This window comes from Borreliella valaisiana VS116, assembly GCF_000170955.2.
In the GTDB taxonomy this organism is placed as follows: Bacteria; Spirochaetota; Spirochaetia; order Borreliales; family Borreliaceae; genus Borreliella; species Borreliella valaisiana.
The window spans coordinates 1-23,727 of sequence record NC_012166.1; the positions used below are offsets into that span (position 1 = coordinate 1).

The window sequence follows — 23,727 nt, forward strand, 5'->3', positions numbered from 1 at the left end:
ATATGAGTTGCAGCCAAAGCATTTGTTTTTTAGAAGATACACTCATTTATAAGTTTCCTTCTACCAATTCTTTTATCGTCCTTATTCTATTTGGAGGAAAACTAGTAAGCTTTTCTATTTTAATATTCTGAGGTACAACACTAAAAAATTCCTAAAAACGCCTATAACATTATTTATTTTAGTATTATTAATAATAAGTTTTAGTTTTTCAAGACCAGATTTAAATAGGGTTTATTTAATTTCCTTAATTTCAATATAGCCTACTATACTTTCATTTGTTTTATAATACATAATAATGCGATTCAATCTCCTATTTTTACTTCACTTTGCCTCATGTTGAGTACTAATACTTTAATTTTATTAAAGTATTAGTATGCTTAGTTTTTACATCTTGTGGGGGATTTTCAAGATTATCTATATTTTTTTTAAAATAAAGACCCTTTATTATTCATTTTTATGAATATAAAAAATATGTGGCTTAATTATCAGTAAACTATATTTTAATTTTTAAATATAGTTTATCTAAAATAGATGTTTTTATTATTCTAAAAATTAAATTAAAGATCTTAAAGAGCTTAAATATTCATATATTTTTTCGCCCATTCGACTTAAAACTCTTTCTTGGTCATTATTTAGTAGCAACACTTATCATATTAATGATGATAACTATACAATAATGGGAATAAAGATTCCAATAGCTAAAATAATAGCATTTGAGTCAACCAAAGAGTTTGAAAAAAGATATGAAGTTAAAAATCTAAAGTTGATTTTTAAAGGCGTGAATTTTGATTTTGAGAAATATAGAACTGATGGTTTTGCTAAAATTACTTTGAAAGAAGTTTCAAAAGAGGATGGATATATTAATTCATATAATTTTGGGGTTTTTAATGATGCTTTAATAGATTTTTTTACTCTTTTTATAAAAAAAAGTAAATGTAATTATATGCTTGCCTATTTTACTATAATAGATAGGCAAACTAGTGAAAACAAAAGCTATGAAATTGTATTAGATCTAAAGCTATTTAATGATGTTGTTAAGCTAATATTTGACAAGTATCCAGATTTATCAAAAGAAAAATTAAAGCTTCCTATTGATTTGATGAATAATAAATAGCCTGGTGACATTTTTAATAAATAGATTTATTTTTAGAAAATACTAGAAGAACTTTAAGAATCAAAATAAAAAATTACAAAGAAAATAAAATACTGTAGAAGTTAATGGTATTGGGATGATTTAGAAAGATTAAAAAGTTATTTAAAAGAAATTAAAGGATAACTTGAAAATCCTAAAAAAGAAGAGATAACTTCTAAAGTTATAAAATGTGGAGTATTTAGCGTAGATTATCTTTAATAATATTTAATTAATTTTTAATACAAAAAAATATTATTAAAATATGTTATAAAAAAATATACTTTTTAAAAAAATAAATTTTTAGTTAATTAATATAAAAAACTATAAAAACTATTCTTATAAATTACCAATAATTTTTACTAAATTATATTCTTTTACCCCCATATATGTAGCACAAAAAGAATTACAAAATGTCACTAATATATGCTCTCTATAAATTCTCATACAGACTACAAACTTTTTATTTTTAATATCTTTAGCTTTAAAAAACAAATAAAATTATACATTGATGCATTTTTAAATCTATAAACAACACTGAAAAATGAAAATAAATTATTATAGACTGTTCTTGAATAAGGATGGTCCTTGTGTTTTAATTCGGGTCGTTTTAAGGTAAAATTAATTGATACCTTAGGTTTTAATGATTGATGAAAATCATATTTAAAAGTATTACCTAATATAGCAAAATTATTCCACAATTAAAATATCTCCCCCAAGGAGGATTTTATTTTTAAAATAACAGAAAATAGTGCACTTATTTTAATAGATATGCAAAATGATTTCTTATAATCGGGGGCTTTACCAGTACCTAATAGTAACGAAATAATTCCCTTGATCAACCAACTTCAAAATTATTTCAAAAACATTCTTGCTACCAAGGATTGGCATTGTAAAAATCATATAAGCTTTTTAAGCAACGAAAACGGAGGCATTTGGCCCATACACTGTGTCAAAAATACTTGGGGGATCAAAATTTCCTAACAGTCTAAATACAAAAAGAATAAAAAAAGTTTTTTTAAAAGGTAAAAGTCGATATTACGATAGTTATAGTGGCTTATATGATAATTATATAAAAACTAAACAAACAGGCCTTCATTTTTATCTAAAAAAAAATCAATCAATACATTATTTATAGCGGGATTGGCATTAGATTTTTGTGTAAAAGAAACCATATTTGATGCAATTAACTTAGGATTTCAAGTTTGTTTAATACTAGATGCCACAAAAAGCATAACAACCACTCCCGAATTAATAATTCAGGAACTTAAAAAGCTTAATGTATTAACTTGTTTTTCTAAGGACATCTTCTAAAGCCAAAGTAAGCTTAATCCAAAAAAGATGACCTAACAATATTTAAGCATTAAAAACAACTATTTACATAAAGATTTTTATTTTTATTTTTATTTTTATTGATAAACTTTACTTATCTAAAAATTTGCTTTATTATATAAGAATGTATAAAAACCAAATGAAGTTGAGGAGGCAAAAGTGGAAGTTAATAAATACCCACAAACAAAAAGTAAATATCAATACAAGCTTATTGCTTTAATTGCAACACTTGAATATGTCAACAAAACTAAAAAAAAATACTGCCAATCTGATATCCTTTATTGTTTTAATGGTAACCTAAAACGCAACGGACAAAAAGAAGTTTCAATCAAAACGCTTCGAAACTACTTCTATAAATTAGAAAAGCTTAACATTACTATTAATTACTACAGACATCTAGGTATTAATATGGGAACCGAAATCTACTATACTCTTAGACATTCTAAAAAAGACTGCTACAACATAATAAACCAATACTTCAGAGAGAAAAAGAAAGAAAGATTCCAAAAGCGAGTTAATTCATACATTAAAATAAATTATAGTAAAAAGGACAGTGTAAAAAATGGGGAATGTTTTAATAATAAATATAATAAAGAAGAAAAAGAAGAAAATAAAAAAGAAGTACAAATCAATAAACTAAAACTAAAAAAATATTCGCAAAAATGTAATTTTGGTGAAGATATTTCTTCCTTCATTATAAATCTTGGCTTAAGGAAAGAAGAATCCATAAGACTTTTCAAACTTATAAGCAAAGAAAAGTACTATTTCAAAAAAGAAACCAAAAATAATCCACAAAAGTCATTAAAACATAAAAGAAAAAATTTAATTTCAATTCTAAGAAAAATAAAAATAAACTTGATAAACGAAGGTTACGACAAAGAAAAAATTAAACTACAAATAAAAAACATATACCAAAAATACAAAAATAAACCCCATTTCATATTGGAAAAAAATAAATATAAAGACCTTAGTAAAATTATAGAAAAAATAAAAGAAAATACTAAAAAATTTGAAATTAAAAACAACAAAGATAATGTAAAAAATAACATTTACAGCATACTTTTAGATCAACTATATTGTAAAACCAACAAAATAAATTTGAAAGACAAAATTAAAGAATATTTAAATAAACAAAAAAACCTGGAATACAAAAAAATATTCAACAATCAGTACTATAATGAAATAACAAATCTAATAGAACAACAAAATAATGAAAAAACAACTGTTTTAATTAAGAGTTAAAGATGAAAAGCGTATTAGAAAAACTTAGAAACAAAAAAAAAGAAATAATAGGAGAAAGCAGAAAACCAGAAATTTTCATCAAAAAAGAAATTCTCAGAGGAAGAACAATATATCATACTAAAATGCTGATGGATCTATATAGATTTGAAATAAACAAATATAAAAAAAACAAATTTTTAATTCTTTTTAGAGAATTGTTTAATCAAAAAAAGTTAGAAGGACTCAATTTATTCTCCACAAGGGAAAATGACAAATTTCTGGGAATTTCCTATGGGTACAGGAAACCCATAAAGAACATTATTACAAGATACAAATTAAATGGTACTGTAAAATCATATACATTCTCCAAAGTATATTATATAGAATTCAAATTTAAAAAAGGTAGTGTATTCTGTTATTTAAGGAGTCTTGCCAGACTAATAAAGAAAGAAAAGATAAATAAAAAATATTTTCAAACATTTATCGATATGTTAAATAGATTAGAAAAAGAGGTATATGAATTCTATCAAAAAGAATTACCAAACGGGGGAATCATAAACAAATGGATGGAGAAAATACCAAAATAATTGCCATTGGCTCAATTAAAGGAGGCGTTGGCAAAAGCACAAGTGCCATTATATTTTCAACACTCCTATCTGAAAAATATAAAGTTCTTTTGATTGATGCTGATCCACAAGCATCAACCACCAGTTATTTTTCAGATCTTTTAGAAGAACAAGGGGTAGATGTTTCTAAAAAAAATATTTATGAAGTATTAACAGATAAAAAAGATATAAATTCTTCTACCTTTAGGCTAAACAATAATTTATACATATTGCCCAGTTACATATATTTATACCTTTTTTACGATGACAATATTCCCTTTAAAGAAACAAGATTAAAAGACAATTTAAAACTATTAAAATATAAATACGATTATATAATAATAGACACTAGTCCTAGCTTAGGAATTATTTTAACAAATGTACTAGTTGTAAGCCATTACATAATAATTCCAATGACTGCTCAAAAATGGTCAGTAGAAAGCTTGCAATTATTAGAATTTGCTCTAAGAAGATTAAAATTAAAAATACCGATTTTTCCAATGGTAACTAATTTTAAAAAAAATAATACTTATAAACACTTATTAGAGTTAATAAGTAAAGATGATAATTTTTTAGGAATCATTCATGAACGCGAAGACTTAAATAAAAGAATAGCAGAAAATGCTACTTTTGATTTAAACAAAGATTACATAAAAGAATATGAAATTACACTTAAAAAATTTTTCCAGTTATCGGAAAAATTTTTAACTTAATAACAAATAAGGAGATAAAATGGGTGTAAAATTCAAATATATGAATATAAAAATAAAAGATCGAATCAATACTACAAAAAATCAAAGTGAAAATGAAATTAGTTTTAACGAAGATAAAATTGAACGATTCCTCTTTTTAAAAGAAAGATTAGCGATAAACTTCCAAAAAGAAATTCATAATAAAATAGAAACAATGAAGATACTGAAGGAAATTAAAGATAAAGAATATTATAAATTAGACGGATACCAAAATTTTGAAATGTTTACTAGAAATTATAAAATAGCAAAAAGTCAAGCTTACGAATATTTAAGAATAGCAAATGCAATAGAAGAAGGATTAGTAAAAGAAAAAGATATAATTGAAAACGGAATACAAAATTCTTTGTTCCTTTTAAAGGATAAAGAAGGGATGAAAATTAAAAAATCCAACCGAAACTTTATTCGACCATTAAGATTTCAGTTTAAAACAGAAAATGCATACATATATTATAAGTCAAAGGCAAAATTTACTAGTTTTTTGTTAGAAAAATTACTTAAAGATAAAGAAGAATTGCTTAATGAAATTATGAAAGAGTATAAGAAATATAGAAAATATAAGTGAAATACGTTTGTAAATCAAAGATTATAAAAACGTTAATTCGCCAAAATTTAACATTTTGTTATACAAAAGTCTTAAGCATTGAAATTTTTTCTAAAAGCATTTTTTGATTAACGTTAGGAGATATTATATACTTATAATCTTTTTAAAAGAAAACATTCTACTTAATTAATATCCCGTATTATTTACCGAATGTGGATTTAAATATAAAAATAATAGACTTTCATTTTTTATTTAAAAATAATACCCAATATATTTTCTTTATAAAAAAAATCTTTAACGAATTCAAATACAATAAGGATCCCATTAATTTATTACTAAAATTTCTTTTTAATATTTAAAATTCTAAATTTATTAATAATGTAAAAAAATCATTTTGAAAGCCTATAGGAAAAAAATCTATTTATTAACAAAGAATTTCAACAATTATAAAAAATTCTAAAGGAAAGATTTTTAGAAAGAAACAAAAATATTAGAGAAATCATAGCTAAATTAATAAAGTTATCTTCAGACATTTTGATTAGATGATTCTTATTTAGTTTCTTAGTAATCTATATTTAACTCTAATTTATAAAAATTTGATATTACAAATTATAAAAAAATTATAATATCAAAGAAATTAATAAAGAATTAATTATATTGAAATAATTTTATTTTTTACTAAATACCAATATAGATTGGAATGAAAAATTGAAACTACTTTGAAATATATCATTGATTAATTTAAATATTTTTTAAAGGTTTTACATTTATATATTTAAAAATCCTTTCTACAAGATTTATAATAACTATTCTTTTATAATTTAATTATTAATATAAAATCACATAGGGCTTAAACATAAATACTCTTAATTTAAGAATATTTATCTTAAGCCCTATAAAATAGACATCGACCAAAGTTAAGGATGCTTATAGTTAATAGCACCGCTTGCTAATATTATACTTCATATATGTTGCTAAAATCAATATATTATTTGAAAATAATATACTTTTTAAACCCAACAATTCTATTTTTGTATACAAAATTATCCACATCGAATTTTAAAATTAGCCTCTAGAGATAGAAGGGGGGGAAATAGTTTATGATTTTTGCCATAATTGTATTATTGGTTACATTATAAATGTTTTTTTGTTAAAAAACATTTTGGTTGAGATAGCAAAATGGGTTTTGGTTTTATAAAATTATTAAAAGGTTATAATAATAATGAAAATATATAAAAATTCGATTTCTCTTTTTTAAATTTTTATCCTATTTATTTTTTCTTTAGAATAGTATAATGATAAAAGGTATAAAAGTGATAATATTATCAATTTTGTTTTTATTAATTTCCAATGTGTTTATTTTTTCTAATGAAGAATCTGAAGAAGTTGTTATTATAAATGAAAGTAATAGATCTGATTTAGGTCTAATTCTTAAATCAAATACTAAATTTGGATCCTTTGTTTTAGAGCATTATCATGCGGGAAACATAGATTTACATTTTAACATACAAATTATAAATAGTTCAGAGATTCTACTTAAAAAGATATATATTAATGGGGTTTCTATGATGGAGTATTTAACTAATACTTATTTTATTGATGGGATTAATCATTTTAATTTTGGCATGTATCTATTTTTTGAAGGTGAAAAAGTAAATATACTAAAAAAGTTGGCAGAAACAAATGGAATTGATGTATACATTGAATGTTTCGATGAGATAAATAATGAGAAAAAGGAATATTCTTTCAAGGTAAGTAGGGAAAACAGCATGCATTTTTATAGTGCATTTGATATGATTTTTCATCAATAGGATGGATTATTAATGAGTAGAATTTTATTTTACGGATTATTGTTAATCTGTGTTTTTTTAGGTTTCTTTTTCTTTTTTAAAAAAGAAAATAATGTTATTTATAATAAAATTATTCAAAAATCAGAAGATAAAGTCTTTACTGATGAGACTTATACATATCTTTTTAAAGATGGCAATTTGAAAGAGCTAGTTTTTATAAAATCGGAGTTTATGGATCCTAAGCTTGAGCATAAAAAGAATAGGAATATGACAGGTTATTTGATAGATGCTTATAGAGCTATGAATCCCAGCTACAATTTTGATTTTGTGATTCACGATAATAAAATTCTAGGTTTTAAAAGTATAATTTTTGAAGGATTTGAGGATGCTCAAGTTTCAAAGCATGAGAATAATTTACCAAGCGAGAAATGGCAACAATTAAAGGATTTTAACATTGGAGATCCAAATATTAATGAAAAATTTTTTCATTTAAAATTTCCTTTTACGGTAAAAAATACCTTGCGAGTTACCCTTTCTAAAGGGTTTTTTAATAAAATCAAAAGATTAAAACGATTAAAGGTTGTTTTAGTTTCTAATGAAGATAAAGAATATAAAATAGATATAAAAAATTTTTTACTAAAATATAATCTTTAATTTGAAATGAATTTTTTAAAAAATAGTATATTGCTTGTTAAGATTGAAACGTTTTTATAAAATTTTTTTCTATATAATAGAAGTGCAAAGTTTTTTAAATCAAGATGTAGGGTGTTTTAAAAAATAAATTTATTTATCCCTTTTTATCAATTCTTTAAACTTAGGCATTTTTTCTTTTATTTCTTTTTTTATTTCTATTTTATATTTTTCGTTTTTTTAAACAAGACTAAACTAAGTGTTAAATATTTCAAGAAATCTTCTGGAATCATCATTATGTTTCCTATTCTGATATAACATTCGAAAACCTCTAGTTTATATCTTAAATGGCTTTTTGTTATTTTATAATCAAATTTGTTTTTAAGGATTTCTTGAGCTTCAGAAACTTTGTAAAATAAACATCCTTCTATCATCCTCATAAAATAAATATAGATTAATTCATTAATAAAAAAAAAACTTCAATATACACCATATATATTTATATGGTGTATATTGTAAGGTGCAAATTTTATGGTTTTAATAGCTTTTCTATTTCTCTCCATTTTGGAAAAACTATTAATTTTAGTTAGGCACCCATTTTTAATGGTGCCTATGTTTTTAACAGTTATTAAATACAAGCTTTGCGCTGTGTGCAATTTTCATATCAAGCTTTAGATTTATTTATCTCCTGGAATGCCTTAAAGCATAAGTTTCAAATTCGGGAATAAAGTGAAAAATAGATCATAACCATTTATTTATAAATAATTTAAAATGTTTAATAAATTTCTATATTTTAAATAAGATGATATAATCAATTTATATAATTTTTAATAAGATGGTATAGAGAAAATAAAATGAAAATAAAAAATATGTACCACAAAATGGTATTTTTAACTATTTTAATTTTTATTTCGGCTTGTAACCAAGACAGTCAAAATAAAAAGGATAAAGATAAAGTATTGAACTATTCGGAAGGGGTTGATACTGTGTATTTACATTCAACCGCTAAGGTTGAGGTTGATTTTCATTCCGGATCACGGTTCTTGAACAGCATTGATTCTGCGCATCAAGCTCTTTACAAAGCTGATTTGTTAAGAAGTACTAAATTTTTCAATTACGGAACAATAGAAGACATAAGATTTAAGAATGGTATTGCTTCAAAACCACCTTCTTATATTTACTATACAAATGCTCCCAATAAAAGTACATTTTTTACAATAAGATTGCTTATATCCAGTCCTCAGGGTAATAACTTGGGACAGCTAGAAATAGTAGTAAGAGCGTATGATCTTGCTCCTCAAGGATTCTTAGTATACAGAGTTAACCATCACGAACTAGACGACCGTGGCTTGCGTAGACGACGATATTATAGATTTTTTGATTCTACGATAGAAAACATTTACGGAGCGGAGACCAGCAGTATAAAACTAAAAAATATCAGTAAATACTTAGATAGTGAAATGAATAAAACTGTAGTGGATAATTCGGCTAGAATCTCTAAATTTGCAAATACAGTTCTTAGTGCATTGCAAATGGAGCCCGACAGTGCTTCAGAAATTATGAATCCCTATTTTGCAGAGGCTGTGTCCGCGGTAGTTTTTTTAACTCTTGCTCCCTTATTAGACTATAGAATTGAAGAAGCGGTTTTTCAGCTAGTTAGAACCGACCATTTTTCAAAAACATTGTCAATTAATTCTTATTCAACAATGATGAAACAATGGGCAGGACTAAGTTACTGGGATTACATTGTACTCCATCCGGATGAAGATGTTAGACAACCTGGTAAACTGGCTATGCATCCCCAATGACCAATGTTTTATATGAATATAGTCAAGTATTAAATAATTACAATTAGTATATTGCTTTTGTAAAACGTTGAACAACTATTTTTAAATCAAATATTATAGAAATAGTTGTTCAAAAACAATCAATTTAACTTATATTAATGCTGAATAATTCCGAAATTACATTGAAGGAGTATTCAGCGCAAATTAGGGTACTTTTTGAAGCAGTTTTCAAATAATTTAAAATACAAATTTGGGAGATGATGAAACATGGAGATGGGAAGCATTTTTGTTATAAGGTTATTTGGAGAGACAAATTTTAAGATCTTATGAGAAAAAAAGAAACCCACGAAAAAGGGTTAGATAGTGAAGGGCTGTTAAAGCGTATAGCTTCTGGAAAGTTTTAATAGCGTAGAAAGAATCATTTGTACAGAATAAATAATCATTATAATAAGGGCTAAAATAAGGAATCATAAGAATAGTGTTGTTTATAAAAGGAAATGCAGAAAAGATTGGGATTTCTATGACCAAAATAATGTTATTAGAGATTTTTTTTAAATTCAAAATGCTAAAAAAAGTATCATTTTAAGATCTTAGTATTTTTCATAAAAAGATGATATGAATAGTGGGATAAGCAAAAGTGATTTTAGGGAGAAAATTTAAAAATGGATAACCTTAAAGGTTTTTTGTTATATAACTTTTGAAAAGAAAAAATAATAAGTTTCTATTAGAATTAATTATTTTTGATAGTATAAATAACATTTAATTCTTAAAATGAGCTTATTATTCACAATAAATCACTTTTTAAGCTTAATAATTTGTTTTGTGTATTGAAATAAGCAAGGCATTCAAATATAACATTTAATGAATTAAAAGGAATAGTAATGTGCCACTATGAAATTTATTTCCAAATTTATTAAATTCATAGATAAAGAATAATAAATATATGAGTCTTGGTAAGGCGCATAATTATGGACCAACCAACTTATATGAGATAGTAATAAATTAAGGACATTTATATGAATGAAAAAATAGAAAAGAATTATCTTTTAATTGAAAATAGTAGTTCACCTAATAAATTAGGGTAAAAATCTAGCAATATGTAATGATTTAACTAAAAATATGCAGAATGATCCACCTATAATTTCCATGAAATTTAGGTGGAGATGAATTTGTTAATAAATCATATACTTTTGCATAAAAAATTCTAAATTCCAAGTACTCATTAACTAAAGAAGATTTTAGCATTTTGCTTGGTGATTGTTCTTGAAAAGATTAATGAAGAGCTTAAAATTTTGGATAATAAAAAATAAAGGAAGACAAAACAATAACAAGGCAACCAATGCGAGGAATATCTGATATAGTTAATAATGAAAATAATTATGATGATTATAAAAAATTTATAAGACAAGCTTCTATAAATTCTGCAAAAACAGCAGTAAAATTAATAAAAAAGATATTAAAGAAGATATTAACAATATTTCCTGTATTAATGAAGAATTTGGGTCAAGAAGCGAAATAAAAGAAGGAGAAGTTTGGGGGAGGACTAGCAGGAGGTGTTACATGGATAAAACCTAATAATTTAAGTGCTATAAAAGACAGATATAATAATTTAATTGTAGATCTTAAAGAGCTTAAATATTCATATATTTTTTCGCCCATTCGACTTAAAACTCTTTCTTGGTCATTATTTGGTAGCAACACTTATCATATTAATGATGATAACTATACAATAATGGGAATAAAGGTTCCAATAGCTAAAATAATAGCATTTGAGTCAACCAAAGAGTTTGAAAAAAGATATGAAGTTAAAAATCTAAAGTTGATTTTTAAAGGTGTGAATTTTGATTTTTAGAAATATAGAACTGATGGTTTTGCTAAAATTACTTTGAAAGAAGTTTCAAAAGAGGATGGATATATTAATTCATATAATTTTGGGGTTTTTAATGATGCTTTAACAGATTTTTTTACTCTTTTTATAAAAAAGAGTAAATGTAATTATATGCTTGCCTATCTTACTATAATAGATAAGCAAACTAGTGAAAACAAAACCTATGAAATTGTATTAGATCTAAAGCTATTTAATGATGTTGTTAATCTAATATTTGACAAGTATCCAGATTTATCAAAAGAAAAATTAAAGCTTCCTATTGATTTGATGAATAATAAATAGCCTGGTGACATTTTTAATAAATAGATTTATTTTTAGAAAATACTAGAAGAACTTTAAGAATCAAAATAAAAAATGACAAAGAAAATAAAATACTGTAGAAGTTAATGGTATTGGGATGATTTAGAAAGATTAAAAAGTTATTTAAAAGAAATTAAAGGATAACTTGAAAATCCTAAAAAAGAAGAGATAACTTCTAAAGTTATAAAATGTGGGGTATTTAGCGTATATTATCTTTAATAATATTTAATTAATTTTTAATAAAAAAAATTCAAAAAAATATTATTAAAACATGTTATAAAAAATATACTTTTTAAAAAAATAAATTTCTAGTTAATTAATATAAAAAACTATAAAAACTATTCTTATAAATTACCAATAATTTTTACTAAATTATATTCTTTTACCCCCACATATGTAGCACAAAAAGAATTACAAAATGTCACTAATATATGCTCTCTATAAATTCCCATACAGACTACAAACTTTTTATTTTTAATATCTTTAGCTTTAAAAAACAAATAAAATTATACATTGCTGCATTTTTAAATCTATAAACAACACTGAAAAATGAAAATAAATCATTATAGACTGTTCTTGAGTAAGTATGGTCCTTGTGTTTTAATTCGGGTCGTTTTAAGGTAAAATTAATTGATACCTTAGGTTTTAATGATTGATGAAAATCATATTTAAAAGTATTACCTAATATAGCAAAATTATTCCACAATTAAAATATCTCCCCAAGGAGGATTTTATTTTTAAAATAACAGAAAATAGTGCACTTATTTTAATAGATATACAAAATGATTTCTTAGAATCGGGGGCTTTACCAGTACCTAATAGTAACGAAATAATTCCCTTGATCAACCAACTTCAAAATTATTTCAAAAACATTCTTGCTACCAAGGATTGGCATTGTAAAAATCATGTAAGCTTTTTAAGCAACGAAAACGGAGGCATTTGGCCCATACACTGTGTCAAAAATACTTGGGGATCAAAATTTCCTAACAGTCTAAATACAAAAAGAATAAAAAAAGTTTTTTTAAAAGGTAAAAGTCGATATTACGATAGTTATAGTGGCTTCTATGATAATTATATAAAAACTAAACAAACAGGCCTTCATTTTTATCTAAAAAAAAAATCAATCAATACATTATTTATAGCGGGATTGGCATTAGATTTTTGTGTAAAAGAAACCATATTTGATGCAATTAACTTAGGATTTCAAGTTTGTCTAATACTAGATGCCACAAAAAGCATAACAACCACTCCCGAATTAATAATTCAGGAACTTAAAAAGCTTAATATATTAACTTGTTTTTCTAAGGATATCTTCGAAAGCCAAAGTAAGCTTAATCCAAAAAAGATGACCTAACAATATTTAAGCATTAAAAACAACTATTTACATAAAGATTTTTATTTTTATTGATAAACTTTACTTATCTAAAAATTTGCTTTATTATATAAGAATGTATAAAAACCAGCTGAAGTTGAGGAGGCAAAAGTGAAAGTTAATAAATACCCACAAACAAAAAGTAAATATCAATACAAGCTTATTGCTTTAATTGCAACACTTGAATATGTCAACAAAACTAAAAAAAAATACTGCCAATCTGATATCCTTTATTGTTTTAATGGTAACCTAAAGCGCAACGGACAAAAAGAAGTTTCAATCAAAACGCTTCGAAACTACTTCTATACATTAGAAAAGCTTAACATTACTATTAATTACTACAGACATCTAGGTATTAATATGGGAACCGAAATCTACTATACTCTTAGACATTCTAAAAAAGACTGCTACAACATAATAAACCAATACTTCAGAGAGAAAAAGAAAGAAAGATTCCAAAAGCGAGTTAATTCATACATTAAAATAAATTATAGTAAAAAGGACAGTGTAAAAAATGGGGAATGTTTTAATAATAAATATAATAAAGAAGAAAAAGAAGAAAATAAAAAAGAAGTACAAATCAATAAACTAAAACTAAAAAAATATTCGCAAAAATGTAATTTTGGTGAAGATATTTCTTCCTTCATTATAAATCTTGGCTTAAGGAAAGAAGAATCCATAAGACTTTTCAAACTTATAAGCAAAGAAAAGTACTATTTCAAAAAAGAAACCAAAAATAATCCACAAAAGTCATTAAAACATAAAAGAAAAAATTTAATTTCAACTCTAAGAAAAATAAAAATAAATTTGATAAACGAAGGTTACGACAAAGAAAAAATTAAACTACAAATAAAAAACATATATCAAAAATACAAAAATAAACCCCATTTCATATTGGAAAAAAATAAATATAAAGACCTTAGTAAAATTATAGAAAAAATAAAAGAAAATACTAAAAAATTTGAAATTAAAAACAACAAAGATAATGTAAAAAATAACATTTACAGCATACTTTTAGATCAACTATATTGTAAAACCAACAAAATAAATTTGAAAGACAAAATTAAAGAATATTTAAATAAACAAAAAAACCTGGAATACAAAAAAATATTCAACAATCAGTACTATAATGAAATAACAAATCTAATAGAACAACAAAATAATGAAAAAACAACTGTTTTAATTAAGAGTTAAAGATGAAAAGCGTATTAGAAAAACTTAGAAACAAAAAAAAAGAAATAATAGGAGAAAGCAGAAAACCAGAAATTTTCATTAAAAAAGAAATTCTCAGAGGAAGAACAATATATCATACTAAAATGCTGATGGATCTATATAGATTTGAAATAAACAAATATAAAAAAAACAAATTTTTAATTCTTTTTAGAGAATTGTTTAATCAAAAAAAGTTAGAAGGACTCAATTTATTCTCCACAAGGGAAAATGACAAATTTCTGGGAATTTCCTATGGGTACAGGAAACCCATAAAGAACATTATTACAAGATACAAATTAAATGGTACTGTAAAATCATATACATTCTCCAAAGTATATTATATAGAATTCAAATTTAAAAAAGGTAGTGTATTCTGTTATTTAAGGAGTCTTGCCAGACTAATAAAGAAAGAAAAGATAAATAAAAAATATTTTCAAACATTTATCGATATGTTAAATAGATTAGAAAAAGAGGTATATGAATTCTATCAAAAAGAATTACCAAACGGAGGAATCATAAACAAATGGATGGAGAAAATACCAAAATAATTGCCATTGGCTCAATTAAAGGAGGCGTCGGCAAAAGCACAAGTGCCATTATATTTTCAACACTCCTATCTGAAAAATATAAAGTTCTTTTGATTGATGCTGATCCACAAGCATCAACCACCAGTTATTTTTCAGATCTTTTAGAAGAACAAGGGGTAGATGTTCCTAAAAAAAATATTTATGAAGTATTAACAGATAAAAAAGATATAAATTCTTCTACCTTTAGGCTAAACAATAATTTATACATATTGCCCAGTTACATATATTTATACCTTTTTTACGATGACAACATTCCCTTTAAAGAAACAAGATTAAAAGACAATTTAAAACTATTAAAATATAAATACGATTATATAATAATAGACACTAGTCCTAGCTTAGGGATTATTTTAACAAATGTACTAGTTGTAAGCCACTACATAATAATTCCAATGACTGCTCAAAAATGGTCAGTAGAAAGCTTGCAATTATTAGAATTTGCTCTAAGAAGATTAAAATTAAAAATACCGATTTTTCCAATGGTAACTAATTTTAAGAAAAATAATACTTATAAACACTTATTAGAGTTAATAAGTAAAGATGATAATTTTTTAGGACTCATTCATGAACGCGAAGACTTAAATAAAAGAATAGCAGAAAATGATACTTTTGATTTAAACAAAGATTACATAAAAGAATATGAAATTACACTTAAAAAATTTTTCCAGTTATCGGAAAAATTTTTAACTTAATAACAAATAAGGAGATAAAATGGGTGTAAAATTCAAATATATGAATATAAAAATAAAAGATCGAATCAATACTACAAAAAATCAAAGTAAAAACGAAATTAGTTTTAACGAAGATAAAATTGAACGATTTCTCTTTTTAAAAGAAAGATTAGCGATAAACTTCCAAAAAGAAATTCATAATAAAATAGAAACAATGAAGATACTGAAGGAAATTAAAGATAAAGAATATTATAAATTAGACGGATACCAAAATTTTGAAATGTTTACTAGGAATTATAAAATAGCAAAAAGTCAAGCTTACGAATATTTAAGAATAGCAAATGCAATAGAAGAAGGATTAGTAAAAGAAAAAGATATAATTGAAAACGGAATACAAAATTCTTTATTCCTTTTAAAGGATAAAGAAGGGATAAAAATTAAAAAATCCAACCGAAACTTTATTCGACCATTAAGATTTCAGCTTAAAACAGAAAATGCATACATATATTATAAGTCAAAGGCAAAATTTACTAGTTTTTTGTTAGAAAAATTACTTAAAGATAAAAAAGAATTGCTTAATGAAATTATGAAAGAGTATAAGAAATATAGAAAATATAAGTGAAATACATTTGTAAATCAAAGATTATAAAAACGTTAATTCGCCAAAATTTATCATTTTGTTATACAAAAGTCTTGAGCATTGAAATATTTTCTAAAAGCATTTTTTGATTATCGTTAGGAGATATTATATACTTATAATTTTTTTAAAAGAAAACATTCTACTTAATTATTATCCTGTATTATTTACCGAATGTGGATTTAAATATAAAAATAATAGACTTTCATTTTCTATTTTAAAATAATACCCAATATATTTTCTTTATAGAAAAAATCTTTAACGAATTCAAATGCGATAAGGACTCTATTAATTTATTACTAAAATTTCTTTTTAATATTTAAAATTCTAAATCTATTAATAATGTAAAAAATCATTTTGAAAGCCTATAGGAAAAAAATCTATTTATTAACAAAGAATTTCAACAATTAGAAAAAATTCTAAAGGAAAGATTTTTAGAAAGAAACAAAAGTATTAGAGGAATCAAAGCTAAATTAATAAGGTTATCTTCAGACATTTTGATTAGATGATTCTTATTTAGTTTCTTAGCGATCTATATTTAAATCTAATTTATAAAAATTTGATATTACAAATTATAAAAAAATTATAATATCAAAGAAATTAATAAAGAATTAATTATATTGAAATAATTTTATTTTTTACTAAATACCAATATAGATTGGAATGAAAAATTGAAACTACTTCGAAATATATCATTGATTAATTTAAATATTTTTTAAAGGTTTTACATTTATATATTTAAAAATCCTTTCTACAAGATTTATAATAACTATTCTTTTATAATTTAATTATTAATATAAAATCACATAGGGCTTAACCATAAATATTCTTAATTTAAGAATATTTATCTTAAGCCCTATAAAATAGACATCGACCAAAGTTAAGGATGCTTATAGTTAATAGCACCACTTGCTAATATTATACTTCATATATGTTGCTAAAATCAATATATTATTTGAAAATAATATACTTTTTAAACCCAACAATTCTATTTTTGTATACAAAATTATCCACATCGAATTTTAAAATTAGCCTCTAGAGATAGAAGGGGGGAGATAGTTTATGATTTTTGCCATAATTGTATTATTGGTTACAATATAAATGTTTTTTTGTTAAAAAACATTTTGGTTGAGATAGCAAAATGGGTTTTGGTTTTATAAAATTATTAAAAGGTTATAATAATAATGAAAATATATAAAAATTCGATTTCTCTTTTTTAAATTTTTATCCTATTTATTTTTTCTTTAGAATAGTATAATGATAAAAGGTATCAAAGTGATAATATTATCAATTTTGTTTTTATTAATTTCCAATGTGTTTATTTTTTCTAATGAAGAATCTGAAGAAGTTGTTATTATAAATGAAAGTAATAGATCTGATTTAGGTCTAATTCTTAAATCAAATACTAAATTTGGATCCTTTGTTTTAGAGAGCATTATCATGCGGGAAACATAGATTTACATTTTAACATACAAATTATAAATAGTTCAGAGATTCTACTTAAAAAGATATATATTAATGGGGTTTCTATGATGGAGTATCTAACTAATACTTACTTTATTGATGGGATTAATCATTTTAATTTTGGCATGTATCTATTTTTTGAAGGTGAAAAAGTAAATATACTAAAAAAGTTGGCAGAAACAAATGGAATTGATGTATACATTGAATGTTTCGATGAGATAAATAATGAGAAAAAGGAATATTCTTTCAAGGTAAGTAGGGAAAACAGCATGCATTTTTATAGTGCATTTGATATGATTTTTCATCAATAGGATGGATTATTAATGAGTAGAATTTTATTTTACGGATTATTGTTAATCTGTGTTTTTTTAGGTTTCTTTTTCTTTTTTAAAAAAGAAAATAATGTTATTTATAATAAAATTATTCAAAAATCAGAAGATAAAGTCTTTACTGATGAGACTTATACATATCTTTTTAAAGATGGCAATTTGAAAGAGCTGGTTTTTATAAAATCGGAGTTTATGGATCCTAAGCTTGAGCATAAAAAGAATAGGAATATGACAGGTTATTTGATAGATGCTTATAGAGCTATGAATCCCAGCTACAATTTTGATTTTGCGGTTCACGATAATAAAATTCTAGGTTTTAAAAGTGTAATTTTTGAAGGATTTGGGGATGCTCAAGTTTCAAGGCATGAGAATAATTTACCAAGCGAGAAATGGCAACAATTAAAGGATTTTAACATTGGAGATCCAAATATTAATGAAAAATTTTTTCATTTAAAATTTCCTTTTACGGTAAAAAATACCTTGCGAGTTACCCTTTCTAAAGGATTTTTTAATAAAATCAAAAGATTAAAACGATTAAAGATTGTTTTAGTTTCTAATGAAGATAAAGAATATAAAATAGATATAAAAAATTTTTTACTAAAATATAATCTTTAATTTGAAATGAATTTTTTAAAAAATAGTATATTGCTTGTTAAGATTGAAACGTTTTTATAAAATTTTTTTCTATATAATAGAAGTGCAAAGTTTTTTAAATCAAGATGTAAGTTTTAAAAAATAAATTTATTTATCCCTTTTTATCAATTCTTTAAACTTAGGCATTTTTTCTTTTATTTCTTTTTTTATTTCTATTTTATATTTTTCGTTTTTTTTAAACAAGACTAAACTAAGTGTTAAATATTTCAAGAAATCTTCTGGAATCATCATTATGTTTCCTATTCTGATATAACATTCGAAAACCTCTAGTTTATATCTTAAATGGCTTTTTGTTATTTTATAATCAAATTTGTTTTTAAGGATTTCTTGAGCTTCAGAAACTTTGTAAAATAAACATCCTTCTATCATTCTCATAAAATAAATATAGATTAATTCATTAATAAAAAAACTTCAATATACACCATATATATTTATATGGTGTATATTGTAAGGTACAAATTTTATGGTTTTAATAGCTTTTCTATTTCTCTCCATTTTGGAAAAGCTATTAATTTTGGTTAGGCACCCATTTTTAATGGTGCCTATGTTTTTAACAGTTATTAAATACAAGCTTTGCGCTGTGTGCAATTTTCATATCAAGCTTTAGATTTATTTATCTTCTGGAATGCCTTAAAGCATAAGTTTCAAATTCGGGAATAAAGTGAAAAATAGATCATAATCATTTATTTATAAATAATTTAAAATGTTTAATAAATTGCTATATTTTTAATAATATAATATAATCAATTTATATAATTTTTAATAAGATGATATGGAGGAAATAAAATGAAAATAAAAAATATGTACCAAAAAATGGTATTTTTAACTATTTTAATTTTTATTTCGGCTTGTAACCAAGACAGTCAAAATAAAAAGGATAAAGATAAAGTATTGAACTATTCGGAAGGGGTTGATACTGTGTATTTACATTCAACCGCTAAGGTTGAGGTTGATTTTCATTCCGGATCACGGTTCTTGGACAGCATTGATTCTGCGCATCAAGCTCTTTACAAAGCTGATTTGTTAAGAAGTACTAAATTTTTCAATTACGGAACAATAGAAGACATAAGATTTAAGAATGGTATTGCTTCAAAACCACCTTCTTATATTTACTATACAAATGCTTCCAATAAAAGTACATTTTTTACAATAGGATTGCTTATATCCAGTCCTCAGGGTAATAACTTGGGACAGCTAGAAATAGTGGTAAGAGCGTATGATCTTGCTCCTCAAGGATTCTTAGTATACAGAGTTAACCATCACGAACGAGACGACCGTGGCTTGCGTAGACGACGATATTATAGATTTTTTGATTCTACGATAGAAAACATTTATGGAGCGGAGACCAGCAGTATAAAACTAAAAAATATCAGTAAATACTTAGATAGTGAAATGAATAGAACTGTAGTGGATAATTCGGCTAGAATCTCTAAATTTGCAAATACAGTTCTTAGTGCATTGCAAATGGAGCCCGACAGTGCTTCAGAAATTATGAATCCCTATTTCGCAGAGGCTGTGTCCGCGGTAGTTTTTTTAACTCTTGCTCCCTTATTAGACTATAGAATTGAAGAAGCAGTTTTTCAGCTAGTTAGAACCGACCATTTTTCAAAAACATTGTCAATTAATTCTTATTCAACAATGATGAAACAATGGGCAGGACTAAGTTACTGGGATTACATTGTACTCCATCCAGATGAAGATGTTAGACAACCTGGTAAACTGGCTATGCATCCCCAATGGCCAATGGTTTACATGAATATAGTCAAATATTAAATAATTACAATTTACAATTAGTATATTGCTTTTGTAAAGCGTTGAACAACTATTTTTAAATCAAATACTATAGAAATAGTTGTTCAAAAACAATCAATTTAATTTATATTAATGCTGAATAATTCCTAAATTACATTGAAGGAGTATTCAGCGCAAATTAGAGTACTTTTTGAAGCAGTTTTCAAATAATTTAAAATACAAATTTGTGAGATGATGAAACATGGAAATGGGAGGCATTGTTGTTATAAAGTTATTTGGAGAGACAAATTTTAAGATCTTATGAGAAAAAAAGAAACCCACGAAAAAGGGTTAGATAGTGAAGGGCTGTTAAAGCGTATAGCTTCTGAGGAGTTTTAATAGCGTAGAAAGAATCATTTGTACGGAATAAATAATCATAATAATAAGGCTTAAAATAAGGAATCATAAGAATAGTGTTGTAGATTTTTTTAAATTCAAAATGCTAAAAAAAGTATCATTTTAAGATCTTAGTTTTTTTAATAAAAAGATAATATGAATAAATAGTATAAGCAAAAGTGATTTTAGGGAAAAAATTTAAAAATGGATAACCTTAAAGGTTTTTTGTTATATAACTTTTGAAAAGAAAAAAAGAATAAGTCTTGATTATTTTTGATAGTATGAATAACATTTAATTCTTAAAATGGGCTTATTATTCACAATAAATCACTTTTTAAGCTTAATAATTTGTTTTGTGTATTGAAATAAGCAAGGCATTCAAATATAACATTTAATGAATTAAAAGGAATAGTAATGTGCCACTATGAAATTTATTTCCAAATTTATTAAATTCATAGATAAAGAATAATAAATATATGAATCTTGGTAAGGCGAATAATTATGGACCAACCAACTTATATGAGATAGTAATAAATTAAGGACATTTATATGAATGAAAAAATAGAAAAGAATTGTCTTTTAATTGAAAATAGTAGTTCACCTAATAAATCATATACTTTTGCATAAGAAATTCTAAATTCCAAGTACTCATTAACTAAAGAAGATTTTAGCATTTTGCTTGGTGATTGTTCTTGAAAAGATTAATGAAGAGCTTAAAATTTTGGATAATAAAAAATAAAGGAAGACGAAACAATAACAAGGAAACCAATGCGAGGAATATCTGATATAGTTAATAATGAAAATAATTATGATGATTATAAAAAATTTATAAGACAAGCTTCTATAAATTCTGCAAAAACAGCAGTAAAATTGATTATAAAAAGATAAAATTAGTCATATCTATGACAATAGAGTTTACTAATTGATTCTTTACGTATATTTGATTATTAAAATTAGGAAAGGAAATTTATGTACAAAAAATGTTTTATTTCATTATTATATAAAATAACAGCCTTTTTATTAATATTGGGTTGTGATTTGCCAAATAAGACTTATCAAAACAAAATGAATGATATTTCCAATTTAGAGAAGAACTATATGAATGATTTAGATTATAAATGCTTAAATAAAAAAGAGTCTACAGAGGTTAAAGATTCTCAAAAATTAGATAATAATAATTACAAAAATCGTTCTTATTCTTCCAGAATATCTAATTTTTCAAATTCTAGTAGCAAAACTCGTACAGTCTGTAAGACAAGAGATTAATCTTACCAAAAAGGCAAAAAAATGCTTGATCGTTGATTTTTATTTTCAGAATGTCAATCGGTATTTATCTTAAACTTAAAGAGTAATATTATTTCAAATTTTGCTTACTTATTTTTATATTTTTCTAATTTTTCAATAAGTCGTTCTTTATTTTTTTTGTAAAAATCTTCAAAAATATAACCAGTAAACTTTGGATTCTTTTTGTAAAAATCAAATACTTCTTGTGTTTGTAATCTAATTTTAAAAGGTTTTATTAAATTTTCTCTAGACTTAACTTTTTTATATTTTATTAAATTAAGTAAAGTTTTATCAATTCCATTCTTTATAATATCAATTTCTTTAAGCTCTCCTTCAAAAATAAGTTGTGTTATTTTAATATACTTATATGCCTGAGTTCTAGCTATTTTAAAATTAAAAATAATTCTAAATCTTGCTAAAATAAATAGAAAAATGCAAAAAAGATAACACAAATTCTATTTAAAATGCATTTAGCAATAGCAATTCAATGCAAATAAAAATGCTAAAACTAACTACTATAAACTACTAGAATATTTTTCACTTATTTTTAATTCAAATAAATTAAAATCTTATTATCTCTATTTTCAAAATGTCATTGATTATTCATTATTCATCAATAGGAAGCATTAATTTCTCACTTGATAAATTTGAATATTTAGCAAGCATCAGCTTAATCGTATTATAAAACAGCTTTGAATTTAATACTAAAATTTCATAGGCTTTCTCTTCATTAGTTTGTTTATCTTTTATAGTAAGATTTGCAAGCATATTATTACATTTATTCTTCTTATAACAAAGTCCAAAAGCTTTGTTAGGTCATCATAAAAACCCCAAAATTATATAAATTAATGTATCAGCAGGGGGCTCTTTTGAAGTCTCTTTTAAACTAATTTTAACAACGCCAACCTATGTTGCTCAAAATCAATATTTAATCCTTCAAAAATTAATTTTGGGCTTTTAACTTCATATTTTTCTTCAAACTCTTTAGTTGGCTCAAATGCTATTATTTTGGATATTGGCACACTATTCTTAAATATTTTATACTTATCTATCATTAATATAATAAGTATAGTTAAACCACAATGACAAAGTTTTAAATCGAATAGGTAAAAAATATAAGAATACTTAACCCCATCTAAGATCTTGGATTAAATATCTTTTATAGCTCTTAAAAACCAGATTTTACCCACTCAATATACCCTCCTATAAATAATTACCAAACTTCTTATTCTTTTATTTCGTTTAACCTAGATTCTTAATCAACACAATAAATATTGTCATTATTTTCCTTAATATTTTTCTACTATATTCTTCAATTAGATCGAACTTCTAAATTTCGGCTTTGACTTTTTTAAAGGTTTTGATACTAAAAAACAAAAATAAAAAAATGCTATGCTATCAAAAAAAATATATTT

The 23,727-nt window shown here is 24.0% G+C and carries 24 protein-coding genes and 2 pseudogenes; 21 read left to right on the forward strand and 5 right to left on the reverse strand.

Annotated elements, in window-relative coordinates; all coding sequences use genetic code 11:
* Positions 1-556: 556 nt before the first annotated feature.
* The 8 genes and pseudogenes from BVAVS116_RS05185 to bptA (BVAVS116_RS05225) form a co-directional block, all read left to right on the forward strand.
* A pseudogene (locus tag BVAVS116_RS05185) lies at positions 557-1,114 on the forward strand (S2/P23 family protein); the annotation flags it as partial.
* A gap of 1,134 nt (positions 1,115-2,248) precedes the next feature.
* Positions 2,249-2,443 (forward strand): isochorismatase family protein, encoded by a 195-nt coding sequence (locus tag BVAVS116_RS06820; RefSeq protein ID WP_280109769.1) that lies wholly within the window; start codon positions 2,249-2,251, stop codon positions 2,441-2,443.
* A 177-nt stretch (positions 2,444-2,620) separates the two neighbouring features.
* On the forward strand, positions 2,621-3,703 hold the full coding sequence (locus BVAVS116_RS05200) for a plasmid maintenance protein (protein WP_012665280.1): 1,083 nt from the start codon (positions 2,621-2,623) through the stop codon (positions 3,701-3,703).
* Between the two features lie 2 nt (positions 3,704-3,705).
* Complete coding sequence (locus BVAVS116_RS05205; protein WP_012665281.1) at positions 3,706-4,269, forward strand: DUF226 domain-containing protein; 564 nt, start codon at positions 3,706-3,708, stop codon at positions 4,267-4,269.
* Positions 4,245-5,000 (forward strand): ParA family protein, encoded by a 756-nt coding sequence (locus tag BVAVS116_RS05210; RefSeq protein WP_012665282.1) that lies wholly within the window; start codon positions 4,245-4,247, stop codon positions 4,998-5,000. Before BVAVS116_RS05205 ends, BVAVS116_RS05210 begins: the two co-directional genes overlap by 25 nt.
* A gap of 19 nt (positions 5,001-5,019) precedes the next feature.
* Positions 5,020-5,601 (forward strand): chromosome replication/partitioning protein, encoded by a 582-nt coding sequence (locus tag BVAVS116_RS05215; RefSeq protein WP_012665283.1) that lies wholly within the window; start codon positions 5,020-5,022, stop codon positions 5,599-5,601.
* A 1,274-nt stretch (positions 5,602-6,875) separates the two neighbouring features.
* Positions 6,876-7,391, forward strand: a complete 516-nt coding sequence (locus BVAVS116_RS05220) for a hypothetical protein (protein ID WP_012665285.1) — start codon at positions 6,876-6,878, stop codon at positions 7,389-7,391.
* A gap of 12 nt (positions 7,392-7,403) precedes the next feature.
* Complete coding sequence (bptA, locus tag BVAVS116_RS05225) at positions 7,404-8,024, forward strand: virulence-associated protein BptA (RefSeq protein ID WP_012665286.1); 621 nt, start codon at positions 7,404-7,406, stop codon at positions 8,022-8,024.
* Between the two features lie 194 nt (positions 8,025-8,218).
* Here the strand turns inward: bptA (BVAVS116_RS05225) and BVAVS116_RS05230 are convergent, their stop codons facing one another.
* Positions 8,219-8,434, reverse strand: a complete 216-nt coding sequence (locus tag BVAVS116_RS05230) for a hypothetical protein (RefSeq protein WP_012665287.1) — start codon at positions 8,432-8,434, stop codon at positions 8,219-8,221.
* A 420-nt stretch (positions 8,435-8,854) separates the two neighbouring features.
* On the opposite strand from BVAVS116_RS05230, the gene BVAVS116_RS05235 reads away from it, so the two are divergent.
* The 11 genes and pseudogenes from BVAVS116_RS05235 (at position 8,855) to bptA (BVAVS116_RS05280) (ending at position 18,862) form a co-directional block, all read left to right on the forward strand.
* Positions 8,855-9,808 carry a hypothetical protein gene (locus BVAVS116_RS05235; protein WP_012665289.1) on the forward strand — a complete coding sequence of 318 codons (954 nt, stop codon included), beginning with the start codon at positions 8,855-8,857 and terminating at the stop codon, positions 9,806-9,808.
* Between the two features lie 1,318 nt (positions 9,809-11,126).
* Positions 11,127-11,306: a pfs protein gene (locus BVAVS116_RS06685; RefSeq protein ID WP_012665293.1), complete on the forward strand. Its 180-nt coding sequence runs from the start codon at positions 11,127-11,129 to the stop codon at positions 11,304-11,306.
* Positions 11,222-11,957, forward strand: a pseudogene (locus BVAVS116_RS05240) (S2/P23 family protein); the annotation flags it as partial. The gene BVAVS116_RS06685 and the pseudogene BVAVS116_RS05240, both read left to right, overlap by 85 nt.
* Positions 11,958-12,738: 781 nt before the next feature.
* Positions 12,739-13,329 (forward strand): isochorismatase family protein, encoded by a 591-nt coding sequence (locus BVAVS116_RS05250; protein ID WP_244427565.1) that lies wholly within the window; start codon positions 12,739-12,741, stop codon positions 13,327-13,329.
* Between the two features lie 129 nt (positions 13,330-13,458).
* Complete coding sequence (locus tag BVAVS116_RS05255; RefSeq protein WP_012665299.1) at positions 13,459-14,541, forward strand: plasmid maintenance protein; 1,083 nt, start codon at positions 13,459-13,461, stop codon at positions 14,539-14,541.
* Between the two features lie 2 nt (positions 14,542-14,543).
* Positions 14,544-15,107 (forward strand): DUF226 domain-containing protein, encoded by a 564-nt coding sequence (locus BVAVS116_RS05260; protein ID WP_012665281.1) that lies wholly within the window; start codon positions 14,544-14,546, stop codon positions 15,105-15,107.
* Positions 15,083-15,838: a ParA family protein gene (locus BVAVS116_RS05265; RefSeq protein ID WP_012665300.1), complete on the forward strand. Its 756-nt coding sequence runs from the start codon at positions 15,083-15,085 to the stop codon at positions 15,836-15,838. The genes BVAVS116_RS05260 and BVAVS116_RS05265 overlap by 25 nt, the downstream gene beginning before the upstream one ends.
* 19 nt (positions 15,839-15,857) lie before the next feature.
* Positions 15,858-16,439: a chromosome replication/partitioning protein gene (locus tag BVAVS116_RS05270; protein ID WP_012665301.1), complete on the forward strand. Its 582-nt coding sequence runs from the start codon at positions 15,858-15,860 to the stop codon at positions 16,437-16,439.
* Between the two features lie 1,272 nt (positions 16,440-17,711).
* The gene (locus BVAVS116_RS06690; RefSeq protein ID WP_210380417.1) at positions 17,712-17,909 is read left to right on the forward strand and encodes a hypothetical protein; all 198 of its coding nucleotides are present in this window, start codon (positions 17,712-17,714) and stop codon (positions 17,907-17,909) included.
* 74 nt (positions 17,910-17,983) lie between these two features.
* A complete protein-coding gene (locus BVAVS116_RS06695) occupies positions 17,984-18,229 on the forward strand; it encodes a hypothetical protein (RefSeq protein WP_012665304.1) in 246 nt (81 codons plus the stop codon).
* A 12-nt stretch (positions 18,230-18,241) separates the two neighbouring features.
* Positions 18,242-18,862, forward strand: coding sequence for a virulence-associated protein BptA (gene bptA / locus BVAVS116_RS05280; RefSeq protein ID WP_012665305.1), 621 nt, complete (start codon positions 18,242-18,244; stop codon positions 18,860-18,862).
* 126 nt (positions 18,863-18,988) lie between these two features.
* Here the strand turns inward: bptA (BVAVS116_RS05280) and BVAVS116_RS05285 are convergent, their stop codons facing one another.
* Complete coding sequence (locus tag BVAVS116_RS05285) at positions 18,989-19,270, reverse strand: hypothetical protein (RefSeq protein WP_040351392.1); 282 nt, start codon at positions 19,268-19,270, stop codon at positions 18,989-18,991.
* 417 nt (positions 19,271-19,687) lie between these two features.
* Between BVAVS116_RS05285 and BVAVS116_RS05290 the strand changes: the two genes are divergently transcribed.
* The gene (locus BVAVS116_RS05290; RefSeq protein ID WP_012665308.1) at positions 19,688-20,674 is read left to right on the forward strand and encodes a hypothetical protein; all 987 of its coding nucleotides are present in this window, start codon (positions 19,688-19,690) and stop codon (positions 20,672-20,674) included.
* A gap of 1,323 nt (positions 20,675-21,997) precedes the next feature.
* Positions 21,998-22,294, forward strand: a complete 297-nt coding sequence (locus BVAVS116_RS05295; protein WP_012665313.1) for a DUF5425 family lipoprotein — start codon at positions 21,998-22,000, stop codon at positions 22,292-22,294.
* 104 nt (positions 22,295-22,398) lie between these two features.
* Here BVAVS116_RS05295 and BVAVS116_RS05300 read toward each other — a convergent pair whose 3' ends face one another.
* The 3 genes from BVAVS116_RS05300 to BVAVS116_RS07025 all read right to left on the reverse strand — a co-directional run bounded on the left by BVAVS116_RS05300 (position 22,399) and on the right by BVAVS116_RS07025 (position 23,454).
* Positions 22,399-22,764, reverse strand: a complete 366-nt coding sequence (locus BVAVS116_RS05300) for a chromosome replication/partitioning protein (RefSeq protein ID WP_012665314.1) — start codon at positions 22,762-22,764, stop codon at positions 22,399-22,401.
* Between the two features lie 154 nt (positions 22,765-22,918).
* Positions 22,919-23,080, reverse strand: coding sequence for a BB0158 famile outer surface lipoprotein (locus BVAVS116_RS06700; RefSeq protein WP_012665315.1), 162 nt, complete (start codon positions 23,078-23,080; stop codon positions 22,919-22,921).
* A gap of 113 nt (positions 23,081-23,193) precedes the next feature.
* Positions 23,194-23,454, reverse strand: a complete 261-nt coding sequence (locus BVAVS116_RS07025) for a BB0158 famile outer surface lipoprotein (RefSeq protein ID WP_438938870.1) — start codon at positions 23,452-23,454, stop codon at positions 23,194-23,196.
* Positions 23,455-23,727 lie beyond the last annotated feature (273 nt).